The sequence below is a fragment of the Pseudomonas lijiangensis genome (assembly GCF_018968705.1).
In the GTDB taxonomy this organism is placed as follows: Bacteria; Pseudomonadota; Gammaproteobacteria; order Pseudomonadales; family Pseudomonadaceae; genus Aquipseudomonas; species Aquipseudomonas lijiangensis.
This window is the reverse complement of the sequence record NZ_CP076668.1, coordinates 707,523-725,573: the sequence shown is the minus strand read 5'-3', so window position 1 is coordinate 725,573 and position 18,051 is coordinate 707,523. Positions and strand designations below refer to the sequence as shown.

Annotated in this window: 17 protein-coding genes; 5 read left to right on the top strand and 12 right to left on the bottom strand. The window is 59.6% G+C overall.

The features are described from left to right. Positions 1-211 precede the first annotated feature (211 nt). Positions 212-1,123 carry a LysR family transcriptional regulator gene (locus tag KQP88_RS03175; protein WP_216704827.1) on the bottom strand — a complete coding sequence of 304 codons (912 nt, stop codon included), beginning with the start codon at positions 1,121-1,123 and terminating at the stop codon, positions 212-214. Positions 1,124-1,238: 115 nt separating this feature from the next. On the opposite strand from KQP88_RS03175, the gene KQP88_RS03170 reads away from it, so the two are divergent. Then, positions 1,239-2,252 (top strand): zinc-binding alcohol dehydrogenase family protein, encoded by a 1,014-nt coding sequence (locus KQP88_RS03170; protein WP_216704826.1) that lies wholly within the window; start codon positions 1,239-1,241, stop codon positions 2,250-2,252. Between the two features lie 48 nt (positions 2,253-2,300). On the opposite strand, the gene KQP88_RS03165 is transcribed toward KQP88_RS03170, so the two are convergent. Continuing rightward, on the bottom strand, positions 2,301-3,491 hold the full coding sequence (locus tag KQP88_RS03165; RefSeq protein ID WP_216704825.1) for a multidrug effflux MFS transporter: 1,191 nt from the start codon (positions 3,489-3,491) through the stop codon (positions 2,301-2,303). Between the two features lie 90 nt (positions 3,492-3,581). Beyond that, positions 3,582-3,782 carry a heavy-metal-associated domain-containing protein gene (locus KQP88_RS03160; RefSeq protein WP_216704824.1) on the bottom strand — a complete coding sequence of 67 codons (201 nt, stop codon included), beginning with the start codon at positions 3,780-3,782 and terminating at the stop codon, positions 3,582-3,584. A 146-nt stretch (positions 3,783-3,928) separates the two neighbouring features. On the opposite strand from KQP88_RS03160, the gene KQP88_RS03155 reads away from it, so the two are divergent. The 3 genes from KQP88_RS03155 (at position 3,929) to cueR (ending at position 6,975) form a co-directional block, all read left to right on the top strand. Then, a complete protein-coding gene (locus KQP88_RS03155; RefSeq protein WP_200994974.1) occupies positions 3,929-4,309 on the top strand; it encodes a hypothetical protein in 381 nt (126 codons plus the stop codon). Between the two features lie 69 nt (positions 4,310-4,378). Next, the gene (locus tag KQP88_RS03150; RefSeq protein WP_216704823.1) at positions 4,379-6,577 is read left to right on the top strand and encodes a heavy metal translocating P-type ATPase; all 2,199 of its coding nucleotides are present in this window, start codon (positions 4,379-4,381) and stop codon (positions 6,575-6,577) included. Continuing rightward, complete coding sequence (gene cueR / locus KQP88_RS03145) at positions 6,574-6,975, top strand: Cu(I)-responsive transcriptional regulator (RefSeq protein WP_200994976.1); 402 nt, start codon at positions 6,574-6,576, stop codon at positions 6,973-6,975. The genes KQP88_RS03150 and cueR overlap by 4 nt, the downstream gene beginning before the upstream one ends. 237 nt (positions 6,976-7,212) lie before the next feature. Here the strand turns inward: cueR and KQP88_RS03140 are convergent, their stop codons facing one another. Further along, the gene (locus KQP88_RS03140; protein ID WP_200994977.1) at positions 7,213-8,109 is read right to left on the bottom strand and encodes a PA4780 family RIO1-like protein kinase; all 897 of its coding nucleotides are present in this window, start codon (positions 8,107-8,109) and stop codon (positions 7,213-7,215) included. Between the two features lie 234 nt (positions 8,110-8,343). Then, positions 8,344-9,147, bottom strand: coding sequence for an AraC family transcriptional regulator (locus KQP88_RS03135; RefSeq protein ID WP_253950543.1), 804 nt, complete (start codon positions 9,145-9,147; stop codon positions 8,344-8,346). Between the two features lie 85 nt (positions 9,148-9,232). Here KQP88_RS03135 and KQP88_RS03130 point away from each other — a divergent pair, with 85 nt between their 5' ends. Continuing rightward, on the top strand, positions 9,233-10,261 hold the full coding sequence (locus tag KQP88_RS03130) for a bile acid:sodium symporter family protein (protein ID WP_216704822.1): 1,029 nt from the start codon (positions 9,233-9,235) through the stop codon (positions 10,259-10,261). A 70-nt stretch (positions 10,262-10,331) separates the two neighbouring features. On the opposite strand, the gene trpE is transcribed toward KQP88_RS03130, so the two are convergent. From trpE to KQP88_RS03095, 7 genes are all read right to left on the bottom strand, one after another. Further along, positions 10,332-11,813: an anthranilate synthase component I gene (gene trpE, locus KQP88_RS03125; RefSeq protein ID WP_198724462.1), complete on the bottom strand. Its 1,482-nt coding sequence runs from the start codon at positions 11,811-11,813 to the stop codon at positions 10,332-10,334. 70 nt (positions 11,814-11,883) lie between these two features. Further along, complete coding sequence (locus KQP88_RS03120; protein ID WP_216704821.1) at positions 11,884-12,702, bottom strand: phosphoglycolate phosphatase; 819 nt, start codon at positions 12,700-12,702, stop codon at positions 11,884-11,886. Next, the gene (rpe, locus tag KQP88_RS03115) at positions 12,699-13,373 is read right to left on the bottom strand and encodes a ribulose-phosphate 3-epimerase (protein ID WP_216704820.1); all 675 of its coding nucleotides are present in this window, start codon (positions 13,371-13,373) and stop codon (positions 12,699-12,701) included. The genes KQP88_RS03120 and rpe overlap by 4 nt, the downstream gene beginning before the upstream one ends. A 143-nt stretch (positions 13,374-13,516) precedes the next feature. Next, on the bottom strand, positions 13,517-14,341 hold the full coding sequence (locus KQP88_RS03110) for an ABC transporter permease (protein ID WP_216704819.1): 825 nt from the start codon (positions 14,339-14,341) through the stop codon (positions 13,517-13,519). Between the two features lie 10 nt (positions 14,342-14,351). Beyond that, on the bottom strand, positions 14,352-15,599 hold the full coding sequence (locus KQP88_RS03105; RefSeq protein ID WP_198724455.1) for an ABC transporter permease: 1,248 nt from the start codon (positions 15,597-15,599) through the stop codon (positions 14,352-14,354). A 79-nt stretch (positions 15,600-15,678) separates the two neighbouring features. Continuing rightward, entirely contained in the window at positions 15,679-16,710 is a 1,032-nt protein-coding gene (locus tag KQP88_RS03100) for a polyamine ABC transporter substrate-binding protein (protein ID WP_198724453.1), read from the bottom strand. Positions 16,711-16,791: 81 nt separating this feature from the next. Then, the gene (locus KQP88_RS03095; RefSeq protein WP_198724450.1) at positions 16,792-17,916 is read right to left on the bottom strand and encodes an ABC transporter ATP-binding protein; all 1,125 of its coding nucleotides are present in this window, start codon (positions 17,914-17,916) and stop codon (positions 16,792-16,794) included. Positions 17,917-18,051 lie beyond the last annotated feature (135 nt).

Below are 18,051 nucleotides of genomic sequence, written 5' to 3'. Positions count from 1 at the left end.
CCGTGCCGACATCGCCACTCAAAGCTTTCCGCTCTCAGGCCTCCAGAGCAACCGCAAACCCTTGTGGCCAAGGCACCGAAAACGCTTGATCGCAGTCGTTTGCAACGCCTGTCCTTATGTTGGCACTTTGAAATTGAAAACTGTATTTGCCTCTTATATTTTCCGAAGTATCCGTCAGTCTTTTCCTAAAATTCTTTATTCATCCAAACAACTAACGACTTGCGAGCACAGAGTGTCGCGCACATCGAGCACGAAGCATTTCGAGCAACAGATTTACAGGCTTGTTCAGTTGCACTCGATGAGCACATAACAGATTCAGCGGCACGGCTTCACCGCGCAAATGCGGCATCAATACTTTAAGGCGTCCGGCATGGACATCAGCGGCGATATCCAGCCATGAGCGGTAAGCCACGCCCGCCCCCGCCAAGACCCAGCGACGCACAACGTCACCATCGGGGCTGAAGCGGTTGCCGCCCACGGTCAGGCTCACTTCCCGCTTGCCATCGTGAAAGGTCCAGTGATCGTGAATCCGGTCCCCGAGCATGAGCAACAGGCAATTATGCTGCGCCAGCTCGCCCACCTGCTGCGGTTCGCCATGGCGAGCCAGATAATCGGGAGAGGCGCACAGCACTCGCCGGTTGTCAGGCGCCACAGGCCGTGCCACCAGACTCGAATCGCCAGGTTCGCCATAACGCAAGGCCACATCCACAGGCTGACGAAACAGATCGTCAACGCGATCCCCCACCAGCAGGCGTACGGACAACTGCGGGTGTTGCTGCTGAAACTCGTCGAGCCAGGGCAACAGCACATTGCGACCGAAATCCGAAGGTGCCGAGAGCTGCAGGACGCCATTGCAGCTTTCCTGATTGCTGGCCAGCAGACGTCGACCGTCTTCCAGACTGCCAAGGGCTGCACGGGCATATTCCAGAAAGCCTTCACCGTCGGCGGTCAGGCGCAAACTGCGCGTGGAACGTGCCAGCAGGCGTACACCAAGCTGCTGCTCGATGCGCTTGAGGGCCGCACTGGCCACTGCCGCCGACATGTCCATGCCCCGTGCCGCCGCAGAAAGACTGCCCAGATCAGCCGCCCGCACAAACAACTGCAAATCATCGAAACGCAGCATTCCAGCCCCGGATTATCAAAATAATATTGAAAGAGAGTACCGTTTTAGCGGGTTTTATCTTTAATGGAAATGGCGAATCATCTGCTCATCAACTTCCCTGCTCAAGGAGCCTTGCATGAAAGCCATCGCCTATTACCAGTCACTGCCCATCAGCGACCTCAATGCGCTACAGGATATCGAGCTGCCAGAGCCGGTCGCGGGTGCTCGCGATGTATTGGTGGAGGTCAAAGCAATTTCCGTGAACCCCGTGGATACCAAGGTTCGTCAGAACGTCCAGCCCGAAGCCGGCGCTGCCAAGGTTCTGGGTTGGGATGTGGCGGGCGTAGTGAAAGCGGTCGGCAGCGAAGTGACGCTTTTCCAGCCGGGCGACAAGGTGTTCTACGCAGGCTCGCTGACACGGCCGGGTGCCAACAGCGAATTGCATGTGGTGGATGAGCGGATCGTCGGGCACATGCCCAAGTCCCTGAGCTTCGCCCACGCGGCGGCTCTGCCCCTGACGGCGATTACTGCCTGGGAATTGCTGTTCGAGCGTTTGCAGATCGCAGAGGGCCAGGCTGATAAAGAGCAAAGCCTGTTGATCGTCGGTGCAGCGGGCGGTGTCGGCTCGATCCTGACGCAACTGGCTCGCCAGCTGACTTCGCTGAAAGTCATCGGCACGGCATCCCGCCCGGAAACCACAAGCTGGGTGCGCGACCTGGGCGCTCATGACGTCATCGATCACAGCAAGCCGCTGAGCGAAGAGCTCAAGCGCATCGGCCAGAATCAGGTGACTCACGTTGCCAGCCTGACCCAGACCGATCTGCATCTGGATCAGTTGGTGGAGTCGCTCCAGCCGCAAGGCAAACTGGGCTTGATCGATGATCCAAAGGCGCTGGATGTGTCCAAGCTCAAGCGCAAGAGTCTGTCGCTGCACTGGGAGTTCATGTACACCCGCTCGATGTTCGAGACGCCCGACATGATCGAACAGCACAACCTGCTCAACCGGGTCGCCGAACTGATTGACGCCGGAACCCTGAAAACCACCTTCGGGGAACACTTCGGCACCATCAACGCCGAAAACCTGCGTCGCGCCCATGAGTTGCTGGAAAGCGGCAAGGCCAAGGGCAAGATCGTGCTCGAAGGTTTCTGATCAGGGACGGCCAGCCATCGCGAGTCAACCGCGATGGCTCATCCTCTCTTACAGAGCCTGCGCATCCCGGCGCGTCTGCACGCGTCGGGTGTACAGCGCGACAATCGTTGCAAGCACCCCACACAGACTGATCACGACCGCCATGGGCGTTGCCGTGCCGTCATGCAGAACACCCACCAGACTCGCGGCGCCCGCCGCAACACTGAATTGCAAGCATCCCATCAGCGCCGACGCACTGCCGGCCCGCGCCCACTGACCATTCATGGCGCAAGCCGAAGCATTGGGGATGATGCAGCCCAGGCTGGCAATGCAGATGAACAGCGGAACCAGCAACGGCCAGAGCTGTTCGGTACGCAGGCTGGCGATGCCCAGCAGTGTCAGGGCTGCCGCCAGATAGACCCAGATGGTACGCAGCAACAGAAACGCCGGGCTGCGCTTGCGCAACAGACGTGCATTGACCTGAGCCACCAGAATGAACGCCGCCGCATTCATGCCGAACAGCCAGCCGTAATGCTCGGCTGGGACGCCATACAACTTGATGAACACGAAAGGCGAACCGGCAATGTAGGAGAACATCCCGGCCATGACGATACCGCCGGTCAGGGCATGGCCGATGAAGACCCGGTCCTTGAGCAAGTTGCCGTACTGCTTCAACGCACCACGCAGCGGCTGACGCGGAACACTGGCCGGCATGCTTTCCGGCAGACCAATGGCCACGGCCGCAAGGCACAGCGCACTGAAGATCGTCAGGCACAGGAAGATCGATTGCCAGCCAGCGACATTGACCAGCACGCCTCCCAGCATCGGCGCCAGAATAGGCGCAAGCCCCATGACCAGCATCAACTGCGAGAAGACCTTGGCCGACTCCACGGCATTGCATTTGTCACTGACAATGGCCCGCGCCAGCACCATACCGGCACAACCACCGAGGGCCTGAACGAAACGGGCGGCGATCAGCCAGTCCAGGCTCGGCGCAAAGGTGCAGGCCAGCGAAGCCAGCGTGAAAAGCGTGACACCGACCAGCAACGGAATCCGCCGACCAAAACGGTCCGCCACAGGTCCATAGGCCAGTTGCCCGATGGACAGGCCCAGGAAATAGGCTGCCAGGGTCAACTGCACGTGCTTTTCGTCAGTTGCGAAATACGCCGCCATGGCGGGGAAACCGGGAAGATAGAAGTCGATGGCCAACGGGCCAAAGGCGCTCAAGGCACCAAGAATAAGAATGGTCTTGAAATTCATTGGGGGTCCAGACATGTGCAAGGCAGCTGGCTAGTCTAACCGGCTTGCCTTGCCCATAACGCCGGACAGGGAAAATTAATTCAGGATTTTTCAGCCAGCAGGCTGTGCCTGATACCCCTCTTCGCCAATCAGTTCGATGAGCCGCTCTGTGGATAACGAACTTTGCACACGCACCTGCGAACTGGCCAGGTCGACCTGCACCTCGGCGGCCGGATCATCGTTCTTGATGACCTGAGTCACTGCACGGACACAATGCCCGCACGTCATGCCTTGTACCTTTAATAACTGCATGCCGATGCTCCTTGAGTGATGGATGCGAGGCATCTTCAACCTTGTCATCGTGGCAAGGTCAAGTTTCTGTTTTTCCTGCCGGGCTGGTATTAGTTGCAGGCCTGGGCCAAGCTTCGTCATCGACGTCTACAGCAGGAGTATCAGCCATGCGCTGGTCAGTATTGAGCCTCTTCGGCATTCTCGGTCTCTTGGCCGCTTCCCCCAGCGTTCAGGCCGCTCAGGACTACGGCATCCTGATCATTTCCCGAGAGCGCCTGGAAGTCGCAACTTCCTGCGAAATCGGCATTTATATCCAGGACCAGCTGGCTGGCCGCCTGTTCCAGGAAGACTCCGTATCCTTCAACCTGCCACCGGGCGACGTTTCGGTGCGCCTGCGCAGGCTGCCAGGCAACGTGGTCGGCTGCGCAGCCGGAATGGAGGCCCAGAGCAGCACCAAGATCAAACTGCGCGCCGGAGACATCCTCAAATACCGCATCGCCACCGACCTGAACGGCATGTACCTGAAGAAAGCCGACCTGAACTATTGATTCGCACTTGACCTTGCCCATGTGGCAAGGTTGACCCTTGTAGGCATCAAGCCTTCAGGGAGTGAAAAGATGCAAGAACCCACCACCTTCGACCTGCCGATCACCGGCATGACTTGCGCAAGCTGCGCAGGTCGGGTCGAGCGTGCCCTGGCCAAAGTGCCCGGGGTCACCAGCGTCACAGTCAACCTGGCCAGTGAACGCGCCCATGTACAGACCGGGAACGGAACCGACCCGCAGACGTTGATCGACGCCGTGAGCCAGGCAGGCTATGGCGCGACACTGCTGCAGAACGAGCAGGCCGATTCCGCCAGCAGGATCCGCCAACTGAACCGCGAACGCTGGGCCCTGGTACTGGCGCTGGTCCTGGCCTTGCCGCTGGTCATGCCGATGTTGCTGAGCCCTTTTGGCGTGCACTGGATGTTGCCCGCCTGGGTTCAGGTTGCACTGGCCACCCCGGTGCAATTCATCCTCGGCGCACGCTTTTACGTCGCCGCCTGGAAAGCCTTGCGGGCAGGCGCTGGCAATATGGACCTGCTGGTTGCCATCGGCACCAGTGCCGGATACGGCCTGAGCCTCTATCAATGGATCAGCGCAGCGCCCGGCAAGACGCCGCACCTGTATTTCGAGGCCTCGGCCGTGGTCATCGCGCTGGTGCTGCTGGGCAAATACCTGGAGAGCCGTGCCAAGCGTCAGACTGCCAGCGCCATCCGCGCTCTGGAAGCATTGCGACCGGAACGCGCCCTGCAAGTGATTGACGGCCAGGAGCACGATGTCGCCATCAGCGCCTTGCGCCTCGATGATCTGGTGCTGGTCAAACCCGGTGAGCGCTTCCCGGTGGATGGGCAGGTCGTGGAAGGCCGCAGTCATGCCGATGAAGCCCTGATCAGTGGCGAGAGCCTGCCGGTGGCCAAACAGCCCGGCGACAACGTCACCGGCGGCGCCATCAACGGCGAAGGCCGGTTGCTGATCAGGACCACGGCCCTGGGCACCCAGACGGTACTGGCGCGCATCATCAAACTGGTCGAGGACGCTCAGGCGGGCAAGGCGCCGATCCAGAGACTGGTGGATAAAGTCAGCCAGGTGTTCGTGCCTGCGGTGCTGGTCATCGCGTTTTTTACCCTGACAGGCTGGATGCTGGCCGGAGCATCGCTGGAAGTCGCCTTGATCAATGCTGTCGCCGTGCTGGTCATCGCCTGCCCTTGCGCCCTTGGCCTGGCAACGCCCGCCGCGATCATGGCCGGAACGGGCGTGGCGGCGCGCTACGGCATTCTGATCAAGGACGCCGAAGCACTGGAGCGCGCCCATGAAGTGGACGTCGTGGTGTTCGACAAAACCGGCACACTGACCTGCGGCACACCACGCATTACCAACATGATTGCCGTGAAAGGCAACGAAGAACAGTTACTGGAACGGGCGGGCGCCCTGCAACGCGGGAGTGAGCATCCGCTGGCCAAGGCGGTGCTGGATGTGTGTCGCGAATGGCAACTGAAGCTGGACAACACCGAACACAGCCAGGCACTCACCGGGCGCGGCATCGCCGGTGACGTCGAAGGACATCAACTGGCCTTGGGTAACCGGCGTCTGCTGGAAGAAAACAACTTGCAGATGGGCGAACTGGCCGAGTCCGCCAGAACCTGGGAAGCCGAAGGCAGAACCCTGTCCTGGCTGATCGAACTGGGCCCTCAACCGGTGGTGCTGGGCATGTTCGCGTTTGGCGACACCCTCAAGCCCGGCGCGGAACAGGCCATGCAGCAACTGGGCGCACGAGGCATCAGTTGCCACTTGCTCACCGGCGACAACCCCGGCAGCGCCAGAGCGGTCGCTGATGCCCTGGGTATCCGCAATGTACACGCCGAAGTGCTGCCCGACGAAAAAGCCTCGATCGTTGAAGTCCTGAAAAGGGATCATGTGGTGGCCATGGTCGGTGACGGCATCAACGATGCGCCTGCCCTCGCGGCGGCCGATATTGGTATCGCCATGGGCGGCGGCACCGATGTGGCGATGCATGCCGCCGGGATCACCCTGATGCGCGGCGATCCACGCCTGGTGCCCGCAGCACTGGAGATCAGCCGCAAGACCTACGCCAAGATCCGCCAGAACCTGTTCTGGGCCTTTGTCTACAACCTGATCGGTATTCCGCTGGCAGCCCTGGGTTATCTCAACCCCGTGCTGGCAGGAGCCGCCATGGCCTTGTCCAGTGTCAGCGTAGTGAGCAACGCTCTGCTGTTGAAGACCTGGAAACCGGATGACGTGGGAGACGCGCAATGAACATCGGCCAGGCGGCCAGCAAAAGCGGTTTGAGCGCCAAGATGATTCGTTATTACGAGTCCATCGGCCTGTTGCGGCCTGCCAGTCGCAGCGACAGCGGCTACCGCCTGTACAGCCCGGAAGACCTGCACACCCTGGCGTTCATCAAACGCTCGCGGGATCTGGGGTTTTCGCTGGAGGAAGTCGGCAAGCTGCTGACCCTCTGGCAGGATCGTCAGCGTGCAAGCAGCGATGTGAAGGCGCTGGCTCATAAACACATCGACGACCTGAATCAGAAGATCGAAGAACTGGCGAGCCTGCGCGATACCCTGCAGGAACTGGTGGAACACTGCCAAGGCGACGACCGCCCCGATTGCCCGATCCTCAAGGACCTGGCTTCGGGGGGGTGTTGTGGCTGAACAGCCTTCGCGAATAAATTCGCTACAGAGTAAGGCCAATCAGTTAAGGCACAAACAACACTTGTGGGAGGCAGCTTGCTGGCGAAAAAGGCCTGAGACTGGCAGATATTCTGCGTCGTACGCCAAAGTCGCCAGCAAGCTGCCTCCCACAAAGTGATTTATTGACCTTAACTGATCAGCATTACCCCCTACAGTGTGTACGAATAGGGCGGCGCTCCGCTCCTTCGCGATAAACCACTACTGCATCCAGGGCGGCGGCGGTTCTTCGTTGGGTTTGCCGGGTGGCGCATCATCGGCGGCACGGGCAGCCTGACGACGGGCTTCATCCAGACGCGCCGCTTCGATCTCGCGCAGCACGCCTCTGACGTCAGCCGCTTCCTCCGTATCCTCGAACTGGCCTGTGAGCACCGTAGACGGTGACAGCGTACCGGCCTCGTAATACGACCACATTTCCTTGGCGTAACGAGTGGCCTTGAGCTCAGGCGCAAAGCGTCCGAAATAGGAAGCCATGTTGCCCACATCCCGCTCCAGCATGCTGAAGGCGTGGTTGTTGCCAGCCGCATCCACCGCCTGAGGCAAGTCGATGATCACCGGACCGCTTGGCCCCAGTAGCACGTTGAACTCGGACAGGTCACCGTGCACCAGACCGGCACACAGCATCAGCACGATCTGCTCGATCAGGAAGGCGTGGTATTCCCGCGCCTGATCCGGCTCCAGCACCACATCGTTCAGACGGGGTGCCGCATCGCCGTACTCGTCGGCAACCAGCTCCATGAGCAGCACGCCTTCCAGAAAGTCGAAAGGCTTGGGAACCCTGACGCCGGCACTGGCCAGACGGAACAAGGCTGCCACTTCGGCGTTCTGCCATGCGTCTTCGGTTTCTTTGCGACCGAACTTGGAACCCTTGGCCATGGCCCGGGCCTGTCGGCTGTTGCGTACCTTGCGGCCTTCCTGATATTCGGCCGCCTGACGGAAACTGCGTTTGTTCGCCTCCTTGTAAACCTTGGCACACCGCAGCTCCTTGCCACAGCGCACCACATAAACAGCTGCCTCTTTCCCACTCATGAGCGGGCGCAGCACCTCGTCGACCAGACCGTCTTCGATCAGGGGTTCAATGCGTTTAGGAGTTTTCATCAGCTTTTATTGTGGGTCCTTTGTTGCCAGATACGCGATTGTTGCCGTTATACGGCAATCCTCCGCCAGCGAGTAGGGGTAATGGCAGTCGGGATTGAATAGTTTTCGTGGAAAACGGCCTCAACTCCTTGATTCAAGCACCTTTCGTGCCGAATGAGCGGTGAAAGATATTACGAATTCAAAAACTCTTGCTGTAGGAAAAAGCAGCAATCCGCCGCTCTTTCATGCCGAAATCTACTTGAAGAGTTCACCAGGCGTGTAACCGAAAAGCCCCTTGAAAGCCGCAATAAAAGCTGAAGTGGAGTCATAACCACATGCCAGAGCCGCGTTGGTCACACTGTCGCCCTCCTCCAGCGCGCTGAGCGATGACAGTAACCTCGCCCGCTGACGCCAGCCTCGAAAGCTCAGGCCGGTTTCCCGCTGAAACAGGCGCATCAGGGTTTTCTCCGACGTCCCGAGGCGTGTGGCCCAGTCATGCAACGTGATCAACCGGGCAGGGTTTTCAATCAGTTCATTGCACAAGCCTAGCAATCTGGGATGCCGGGGCAATGGCAGTGAAAATCCCACCTCCGGCAGTTGCGACAGCTGATCCAGCAGCACTTGCACCAGACGCGCCTCAGGGCTGTCATCTTCCGGGTAAGCCACGGGCAGCAGGCAGAAAGTCTTTATCAGTTCCCGGGCCAGCGGCGTTACCTCCAGCACCCGGCAACGCTCCGGCGCCCAACCGGAATCCTGGGTTCGCACATACAGACTGCGCATCTCGGCCTGCATGGACGTCACCACCTGATGCTCCAGCCCCGCAGGCACCCACACACCCCACTGCGGCGGCGCGAAGAAACTGCCTTCTGCAGTGTGTACACCCAGGACGCCACTGATGGCGTAGGAAAACTGCACCCAGTCATGGCGATGAGGCGGCGTCCAGGACCCGGCGCTCAGGCTTTCGGCACGGGCATAAAGCGGGCGCGGCAAATCCTGCAAGACCGGTATGTGCCGCTCGCCCGTAGGAAGATGTGACGTGTTTTGTCCGTTACTCGGCATCTAATGGCCTTATGTCGCAAGACGGCTACAAGACAACAGAGTAGCCTGCGGACATTCACTTTTACAAAGAATGCGCGAGCCTCTTATGCAAGCACTCAAACACCTCAAGCGCGTCGTGACCGACTGGTTCCTCTGCGGAATGGTCCTGGCGACGGTTCTGGCCTACTTCTTCCCGCACTTCGGCGCCACGGGCGGCGGCATGCATGCCGAATACGTCATCAATATCGGCGTGTTCGTGGTGTTCTTCCTGCATGGCGTCAACCTGTCCAGCGAGCAGATCAGGAACGGCCTCAAGAACTGGCGCCTGCACATCATGATCCAGGCCTTCACCTTTGTGGTGTTCCCGGTTCTCTGGCTGGTCAGCAACAAGCTGCTGAGCGCCTATGTCCCTGCCCTGCTGATGCTGGGTTTCTTCTACCTGTGCGCACTGCCCTCCACCATTTCTTCATCGGTCGCCCTGACCGGCAGCGCAAAAGGCAACGTGCCTGCGGCGATTCTCAATGCCAGCCTGTCCAGCGTACTGGGGATTTTCATCACCCCTTGGCTGGTCAGCCTGGTGGTGGGCACCGGTTCCGGCGGGATTGATCTGGGTTCGACACTGCTGGACCTGTGCGGCATGTTGCTGCTGCCTTTGGTCATCGGCCAGTTGGTGCGCCCGCTGGTAGGCAAGTTCTTTGCCCGGCACAAGAAGTACACCAACCTGATCGACAAGATCGTGATCCTGTTGCTGGTCTATGCGGCGTTCTGCAACTCGATGATTTCGGGCATGTGGCAAGCCCAGGGCAGCAGTGTGATTCTGACCGCCTTTATCGGCACCGCCGTGCTGTTGGCCGTGATCCTGTTCATGACGACCCGCACCGCCCGCGCCCTGAAGTTCGATCATGGCGACCGCGTCGCAGCCGTGTTCTGCGCCACCAAGAAATCCCTGGCCGCCGGAGCGCCCATGGCCGCCTTGATCTTCGGTGCCAATCCGGGCCTGGGCCTGATCCTGCTGCCGATCATGATCTACCACCCCATGCAGTTGATCGTCTGCTCGGTCATGGCCGAGAACTACGCCAACCGCCACAACCAGCAACTGTCCGCCGAAGCCCTGGAAGAAGCACGGGCAGCATGAACAAAAACGCGGTGCCGCCTCAAGGCAGACACCGCGTTTCACTTCAAGCTTGTAGCTTACCGCTTGAAGCTCAATCCCCTGCCGTCTGCTCGGCCAGAGCAACGGCCCGGAACATCGCACGCCGCTTGTTGATGGTCTCCTCCCACTCAAGGGCCGGCACCGAGTCGGCAACAATACCGCCGCCCGCCTGCACATGCAGTTCGCCGTCTTTGATGACTGCGGTACGGATGGCAATCGCAGTGTCCATATTGCCGTTCCAGGCCATATAACCCACCGCACCGCCATAGACGCCACGTTTCACGGGCTCCAGCTCGTCGATGATTTCCATGGCGCGGATCTTCGGCGCACCGGACAAGGTGCCTGCCGGCAGAATGGCCCGCAGGGCGTCCATGGCCGTCAGCCCGCTTTTCAGCTGGCCGGTGACGTTGGAAACGATGTGCATGACGTTGGAATAACGCTCGATGACCATCTTCTCGGTCAGCTTGACCGAACCGATTTCCGAAACACGACCCGTGTCATTACGACCGAGATCGATGAGCATCAGGTGCTCGGCGATTTCCTTGTCGTCGGACAGCAGGTCTTCTTCCAGGGCACGGTCGGCCTCTTCGGTGGCACCACGCGGGCGTGTACCGGCAATCGGGCGAACGGTGACCAGATTGTCCTCGACCCGCACCAGCACTTCCGGCGAACTGCCGACCACATGGAAGTCGCCGAAGTTGAAGAAGTACATGTAGGGCGTCGGGTTGAAGCAGCGCAGCGCCCGGTACAGATCGATAGGTGCCGCCTTGAAATCGATGGACATGCGCTGCGACGGCACGACCTGCATTACATCCCCGGCGAGGATGTATTGCTTGATGGTGTCGACTGCCTTTTCGTAATCGTTCTGGGTGAAGCTGGAACGGAACACAGGCTCTGCAGCAGGCGGTCTGTCCAGTTCCAGGCCACGGCGTGGCGTGATGGGCTGACGGAGTTTTTCCATCAGTTCATCAAGGCGCGCACGGCCGCTTTCATAAGCGTCCTGTTGGGCCGGATCGATCAATACGATGGCGTGCATCTTGCCCGCCAGGTTGTCGAATACCACGACCGCATCGGAAACCATCAGCAGGATATCAGGCACACCCAGCGGGTCCGGATTCGGGCAGTTGGCCAGACGCTTTTCGACATAACGCACACAGTCATAGCCGAAGTAACCCACCAGACCACCGTTGAAGCGCGGCAGACCGGCAATGGTCGGGACGTTGTAACGCGCCTTGAACTCTTCGACGAAGGCCAGCGGGTCTTCGACGTCATGGCTTTCGACTTCCACGCCTTCGTGGGTCACGCTCACATGATGACCATGGACGCGCATCACGGTGCTGCATGGCAGGCCGATGATGGAGTAACGCCCCCACTTCTCGCCGCCCTGTACCGACTCCAGCAGGTAGGAATTCGGCTGGTCGGCCAGTTTCAGGTAGATCGACAGTGGGGTGTCGAAGTCAGCCAGGGTTTCGTGGGCAAGCGGGATGCGGTTATAGCCAGCAGCAGCCAAACGCAGGAATTCTTCACGGTTCATGAGCAGCCTCGTGGTTTGAGGGTAAAACGGTCAGGTAGGCAAACGTGCCGCGCAGGCGGCCGGGATCAAGTCAGGCGCGCCAACGCCAACGGGCCAGGGCCTTGATGACTTTCATCCAGAGTTTGCGGGTGACCACCACGATGGAATCTCTAAGGGAGGGACGTTGAATATCGGGCAACAGTATCTCAGCGTCCTGATCCAGGCAACCGGGAATCAGCTTGCGCAGATCATCAATCACCAGCGACGGGGATTCTTCAGCGATGGGCCTGCCATGGTTGTAGCCATAGGTCAGCCCGACACAGGCCACGCCAGCTGCCTTGGCCGCCTGCACATCGGAGCGAGAGTCGCCGACGAACAGTGACTGGGAAGCCGGAATACCGGTCATTTTCATGACGAAGAACAGAGCCGCAGGGTCCGGTTTCTTCTGTGGCAGGGTGTCGCCGCCGATGATCCAGCGAAAGAAACGTCCCAGTTTCATTTCATCCAGCAGCGGAGCAACGAAGCGCTCCGGCTTGTTGGTGATGAGGGCCATTTCGACGCCCATCTTCTGTAACCACTTCAGGGTTTCACGAACGCCGGGGTAGACCACGGTGAATTCGTGTTTTTCGGCATAAGCCTGCATGAAGATTTCCAGCGCCTGTGCGGCCAGGGCGTCATCGACACCGCTGTGATCAATGTCATTGGCCAGCGCCCGACGCACCAGTACCGGTGCGCCATTGCCGATCCATTGCCGGACCGACTCAAGGCCAGCCGGCGGGCGACCGAGTTCGAGCAGCATCTTGTCGACGGCCACGGCCAGATCAGGCCCGGAATCCACGAGGGTCCCGTCCAGATCGAACATGATCAGCCTGGGCAGCTTGCCCGCAAACAAATGCTCGAAGCCGCTCATGCGCGGGCTGCCGCCAGTTCGTTGCGCATTTTCTCGATCACTTCCTTGTAATCGGGAGCATTGAAAATAGCCGAGCCGGCAACAAAGGTATCAGCACCCGCAGCCGCGATTTCACGAATGTTCGTGACGTTGACGCCACCATCGATTTCCAGACGGATGTCACGCCCCGACGCATCGATCAAGGCCCGCGCTTCGCGTAGCTTGTTCAGCGTACCGGGAATGAACTTCTGACCACCAAAGCCCGGGTTGACGCTCATGAGCAGGATCATGTCGACCTTGTCCATGACGTATTCCAGCAGGTTCAGTGGCGTGGCCGGGTTGAACACCAGACCTGCCTTGCAGCCACCCTCGCGGATCAGTTGCAGAGAACGATCGATATGCTGGGTCGCTTCAGGGTGAAAGGTGATGTAGGTGGCACCGGCCTCGATGAAATCGCCGATGATGCGATCCACCGGGCTGACCATCAGGTGCACATCGATGGGCGCAGTGACGCCATACTTGCGCAGCGCGCTGCACACCATCGGACCGATGGTCAGATTAGGGACATAGTGATTGTCCATGACATCGAAGTGAACGAAGTCGGCACCCGCGGCCAGTACAGAGTCGACGTCCTCACCCAGACGGGCGAAGTCAGCGGAAAGGATCGATGGGGCAATAACGAAGGGCTGCATGGCGCACCTGTTTGAGCAGAATCACGGTGGCGCGCATTGTAAGCGAATGGGGAAAGAGAAGCAGCAAGCTTCAAGCTGTAAGCCACAAGCTCAAGCCGTAACCTCAAGCTTGTAGCTTGCCGCTTACAACTTGCAGCTCCCTCCTACTCTGCCTTCGTCCTGAGCTTCTCGCTACGCCCGCGCAACCACTCCAGCACCAGCAGCAATGCCACCGAGAAGGCGATCAGCAAGGTCGCGGCGGCGGCGATGGTCGGGCTGAGGTTTTCGCGGATGCCGCTGAACATCTGGCGCGGCAGGGTCGCTTGCTCGGGGCCGGCGAGGAACAGGGTGACTACCACTTCATCGAACGAGGTCGCGAAGGCGAACAGTGCGCCGGAAATCACGCCGGGTGCGATCAATGGCAGGGTCACTCGACGGAATGCCGTCAGCGGCGAAGCGCCGAGGTTGGCGGCGGCGCGTACCAGGTTGTGGTTGAAGCCCTGCAAGGTAGCCGACACGGTGATGATCACGAACGGCACGCCCAGCACCGCATGCACCAGGATCAGCGAGGTGTAGCTGTTGCCCAGCCCCAGCGGTGCGAAGAACAGATAACTGGCGACACCGACGATCACCATCGGCACCACCATCGGCGAGATCACCAGCGCCATGACCAGCGGCTTGCCGGGGAAGTCGCCCCGGGTCAGGCCGATGGCGGCCAGTGTGCCGAAGATCATCGCCAGCAGCGTGGAAGCCGGTGCGACGATCATGCTGTTCTTCAGCGAGCGCATCCATTCGGCAGAAGCGAAGAAGTCCTGATACCACTGCAATGAAAAGCCTTGCAGCGGATAGACCAGAAAGCTGCCCGAGTTGAACGACAGCGGCACGATGACCAGCACCGGCAACACCAGAAACAACAGCACCAGTGCGCAGATGATGCGCAGCGCGTAATACCAGATGCGCTCGATGGGCGACGAATACGAATTCAGCATGATGATTCCCTCAGCTCAAACGCAGGCGGCTTGCGCCGACCAGCCAGCTATAGATCAGGTACAGCACGACGGTCGCCAACAGCAGCAGGCCGCCCAGCGCCGTCGCCATGCCCCAGTTGATGCTGGTATTGGTGTAGAAGGCCACGAAGTAGCTGACCATCTGGTCGTTCGGGCTGCCCAGGAGTGCCGGGGTGATGTAGTAGCCGATAGACAGGATGAAGACCAGCAGGCAACCGGCACCGATCCCGGCATAGGTCTGCGGGAAGTACACGCGCCAGAAGCTGGTGAACGGGTGACAGCCCAGGGAAATGGCCGCACGCATGTAGGTCGGGGAGATGTTCTTCATCACGCTGTAGATCGGCAGAATCATGAACGGCAGCATGATGTGCACCATCGCGATGTAGACGCCGACCCGGTTGAAGACCAGTTCGATGGGCTTGTCGATGATGCCCATGGCCATCAAGGCACCATTGATCAGGCCACTCGATTGCAGCAACACGATCCAGGCCGCGACCCGTACCAGAATCGAGGTCCAGAACGGCAGCAGAACCAGAATCATCAGCAGGTTGCTCTGGCGCGCTGGCAGGCTGGCCAGCAGGTAGGCCAGCGGATAAGCCAGCACCAGGCAGATGGAGGTGATGACCAGTCCCATCCAGAATGTGCGGGTGAAGATATCCAGGTAAATGGCCTGGTCCGGGGTCGCTACAGCCACTTCACCGACATCGTCAATGCGATGGTCAACAGCGGCCAGCAGGTAATAAGGGGTGACGCTACTGGTATTGCGACGAATGGCCTGCCAATAGGCAGGATCGCCCCAACGCTCGTCCAGCGCTTCCAGTGCATCTTTATAAGAAGCAGGCTCGGTCTTGAAGGGCAAGGCACGAGCGGTCTTGCTCAGCAGGCTGCGATAGCCGGCCAGTTCCATGTTCAGACGCTTGGACAGATCGCCCAGGGTCGAATTCTTGCGGGTTTCAGCCAGGTCCAGGCTCAGCGCCTTGTAGACCGACTCGGGCGGAAGACCTTTGCCGTCCCATTTCTCGACTTCAATCACGGTGCTCGGCAGTGCCGAAACGACTTCCGGGTTGCTGACGCTCTTGTAGAGCAGCGCAGCGATGGGCACCAGAAAGACCAGCAACAGAAAGATGACCAACGGAGCGATCAGGGCCTGTGCTTTCCAGCGGTTGACCCGCTCGGCGCGAGCCAGGCGTTGCTTCAGGTTGGGGCTGGCGCCTTCAGTCAGGGGCACGGCGGTGGCCATATCGAACTCCGAAATCTACGAACGAGGGGAGCGTTTCCTGAACCGGAAACGCTCCTGGATCTAACTCAGGTTGACGCGATTACTTGGCTGCCCAAGCGGTGAAACGCTGCTCCAGCGACTCGCCGTTGTCAGTCCAGAACGTCACGTCCATCTGCACCTGATCCTTGATGTTTTCAGGAGTGGTCGGCATGTTCTGCAGGGTTTCCTTGTCCAGCAGAGCAACCGCCTGGGTGTTGGCCGGGCCGTAGGCGATGTTCTGCGAATAGGTCTTCTGCTGCTCCGGGCTCAGGATGTAAGCGATGAACTTCTTCGCCGCTTCAGCGTTTTTCGAACCCTTCGGAATGGCCCATGCGTCGAAGTCATACACGCCGCCGGTCCAGACCACTTTCAGGTTGCTTTCTTTCTGCACGGCAGCGATACGACCGTTGTAGGCCGAGCTCATGACCACGTCGCCGGAAGCGAGGTACTGAGGCGGCTGAGCGCCTGCTTCCCACCATTGAATGTTTGGCTTGAGCTCATCGAGCTTCTTGAAGGCGCGGTCCTGACCGTCCTTGCTGGCCAGCACCTTGTAGACGTCTTTCGGCGCTACGCCGTCAGCCATCAGTGCGAATTCCAGGGTGTACTTGGCACCCTTGCGCAGGCCGCGCTTGCCCGGGAATTTCTTGGTGTCCCAGAAATCGACCCAACTGGTCGGAGCGGTGCTGACCTTGTCGGCGTTGTAAGCCAACACGGTGGACCATACGAAGAAACCGGCGCCACAAGTGGTCAGCGCGCCCGGCACGAAGTGCTCGGCCTTGCCGAACATCGCAGGGTCCAGCTCTTCGAACATGTCTTCGTCACAACCGCGGGACAGCTCTGGCGATTCGACTTCTACCAGATCCCAGGACACGCTCTTGGTGTCGACCATGGTCTTGATCTTGGCCATTTCACCGTTGTATTCGCCAGCAATGATCTTGCCGTTGCCTGCTTTCTCCCAAGGGGCATAGAAAGCCTTTTCCTGGGCGGCCTTGTTGGCGCCACCGAAGGAAATGACGGTCAGATCAGCGGCCATGGCTTGCGACGCGCACATCATGCCCAACGTGATAGCGGTGAACTTCAATGATTTCAGCATTTATTCTTTTCTCCACGAGCAGTGTTGGTAAGCGATTGGGACGGGCGATCGTTCGCCTCTGTTGTTGCTTTTATCGATAGATCAATGCACTTGCTGCAAGGGATCGAGCGCGCGAGCGTGCTCGACTTGCCATCCAAGGGGCACGACATCGCCAACGCTCAAGGCCGCATCCAGTTCGGCGATAGGCTGCTTGACGAAAAAGTCGGTCTTGCCTGCCACTTCCAGACGCACACGAACGTGGTCGCCCAGATAGATGAACTCGGCAACACGGCCCGAGAAACGGTTTACACAACTTTCGCTACGGCCATTGAGGCTGATGCGTTCCGGACGGATCGAGAGGGTGACCGGCTCGCCGGTCTGGCCGACATTGATTGCCAGTGCCTCGACCTTCTCTCCCCGCTCCAGCTCGACGACGCAGCGGTCGCCGGTCTGGCTGAGCAGACGCCCGTTGAGACGGTTGTTCTCGCCAATGAAGTTGGCGACAAAGGTGTTGCCGGGTTCTTCATAAAGAGTGCGCGGCGGTGCGATCTGCTGGATTTCGCCCTGATGGAACACCGCAACCCGGTCCGACATGGTCAGGGCTTCGCCCTGGTCGTGGGTCACATAGACCACCGTCACGCCCAGACGCTGGTGCAGGTGCTTGATTTCCATCTGCATGTGTTCGCGCAATTGCTTGTCGAGTGCGCCGAGGGGTTCGTCCATCAGCACCAGTTGCGGCTCGAACACCAGCGCACGGGCCAGGGCCACACGCTGCTGCTGTCCGCCGGACAACTGCGCCGGGTAGCGATGCGCGAAGGCATCCAGTTGAACCATGCCCAGTGCGCGTTTGACCTTGTCGCCGATCTCGCTCTTGCTCATGCCGCGCACCGACAGCGGGAACGCCAGGTTCTCGGCGACCGTCATGTGCGGGAACAGTGCGTAGTTCTGGAACACCATGCCGATGTCGCGCTTGTGGGGCGGCACGTTGTTGATGGCCCGGCCACCCAGCAGGATTTCGCCTGCGGTCGGCGTCTCGAAACCGGCCAGCATCATCAGACTGGTGGTCTTGCCGGAGCCCGATGGTCCGAGCAGGGTGAGGAATTCGCCTTTGCGAATATCCAGGTTCAGGTCTTTGACGATGAGTGCTTCGCCGTCGTAGCTCTTCTGCACACCACGAAAGCTGACCAGAACATCATTTGCCCCAGCGCTTGAATCGACGTAGCTCATTACCCACACCTTTGTTTTGTCTGCGTGTTTCAAGACTAGAACAGCCCGCATGACGCGCAAATCGGGAGCCAGGAGAGATTAGCCTAGGCAGGCTGGAAGCTCCGCTGTAGGGATTGCCCTACAAGGATGACGGGA

Excerpts from the sequence above, each read along its gene's own strand:
- KQP88_RS03175 (WP_216704827.1), bottom strand. The coding sequence starts at position 1,123 with ATGCTGCGTTTCGATGATTTGCAGTTGTTTGTGCGGGCGGCTGATCTG.
- KQP88_RS03170 (WP_216704826.1), top strand. The coding sequence starts at position 1,239 with ATGAAAGCCATCGCCTATTACCAGTCACTGCCCATCAGCGACCTCAAT.
- KQP88_RS03165 (WP_216704825.1), bottom strand. The coding sequence starts at position 3,491 with ATGAATTTCAAGACCATTCTTATTCTTGGTGCCTTGAGCGCCTTTGGC.
- KQP88_RS03160 (WP_216704824.1), bottom strand. The coding sequence starts at position 3,782 with ATGCAGTTATTAAAGGTACAAGGCATGACGTGCGGGCATTGTGTCCGT.
- KQP88_RS03155 (WP_200994974.1), top strand. The coding sequence starts at position 3,929 with ATGCGCTGGTCAGTATTGAGCCTCTTCGGCATTCTCGGTCTCTTGGCC.
- KQP88_RS03150 (WP_216704823.1), top strand. The coding sequence starts at position 4,379 with ATGCAAGAACCCACCACCTTCGACCTGCCGATCACCGGCATGACTTGC.
- cueR (WP_200994976.1), top strand. The coding sequence starts at position 6,574 with ATGAACATCGGCCAGGCGGCCAGCAAAAGCGGTTTGAGCGCCAAGATG.
- KQP88_RS03140 (WP_200994977.1), bottom strand. The coding sequence starts at position 8,109 with ATGAAAACTCCTAAACGCATTGAACCCCTGATCGAAGACGGTCTGGTC.
- KQP88_RS03135 (WP_253950543.1), bottom strand. The coding sequence starts at position 9,147 with ATGCCGAGTAACGGACAAAACACGTCACATCTTCCTACGGGCGAGCGG.
- KQP88_RS03130 (WP_216704822.1), top strand. The coding sequence starts at position 9,233 with ATGCAAGCACTCAAACACCTCAAGCGCGTCGTGACCGACTGGTTCCTC.
- trpE (WP_198724462.1), bottom strand. The coding sequence starts at position 11,813 with ATGAACCGTGAAGAATTCCTGCGTTTGGCTGCTGCTGGCTATAACCGC.
- KQP88_RS03120 (WP_216704821.1), bottom strand. The coding sequence starts at position 12,702 with ATGAGCGGCTTCGAGCATTTGTTTGCGGGCAAGCTGCCCAGGCTGATC.
- rpe (WP_216704820.1), bottom strand. The coding sequence starts at position 13,373 with ATGCAGCCCTTCGTTATTGCCCCATCGATCCTTTCCGCTGACTTCGCC.
- KQP88_RS03110 (WP_216704819.1), bottom strand. The coding sequence starts at position 14,341 with ATGCTGAATTCGTATTCGTCGCCCATCGAGCGCATCTGGTATTACGCG.
- KQP88_RS03105 (WP_198724455.1), bottom strand. The coding sequence starts at position 15,599 with ATGGCCACCGCCGTGCCCCTGACTGAAGGCGCCAGCCCCAACCTGAAG.
- KQP88_RS03100 (WP_198724453.1), bottom strand. The coding sequence starts at position 16,710 with ATGCTGAAATCATTGAAGTTCACCGCTATCACGTTGGGCATGATGTGC.
- KQP88_RS03095 (WP_198724450.1), bottom strand. The coding sequence starts at position 17,916 with ATGAGCTACGTCGATTCAAGCGCTGGGGCAAATGATGTTCTGGTCAGC.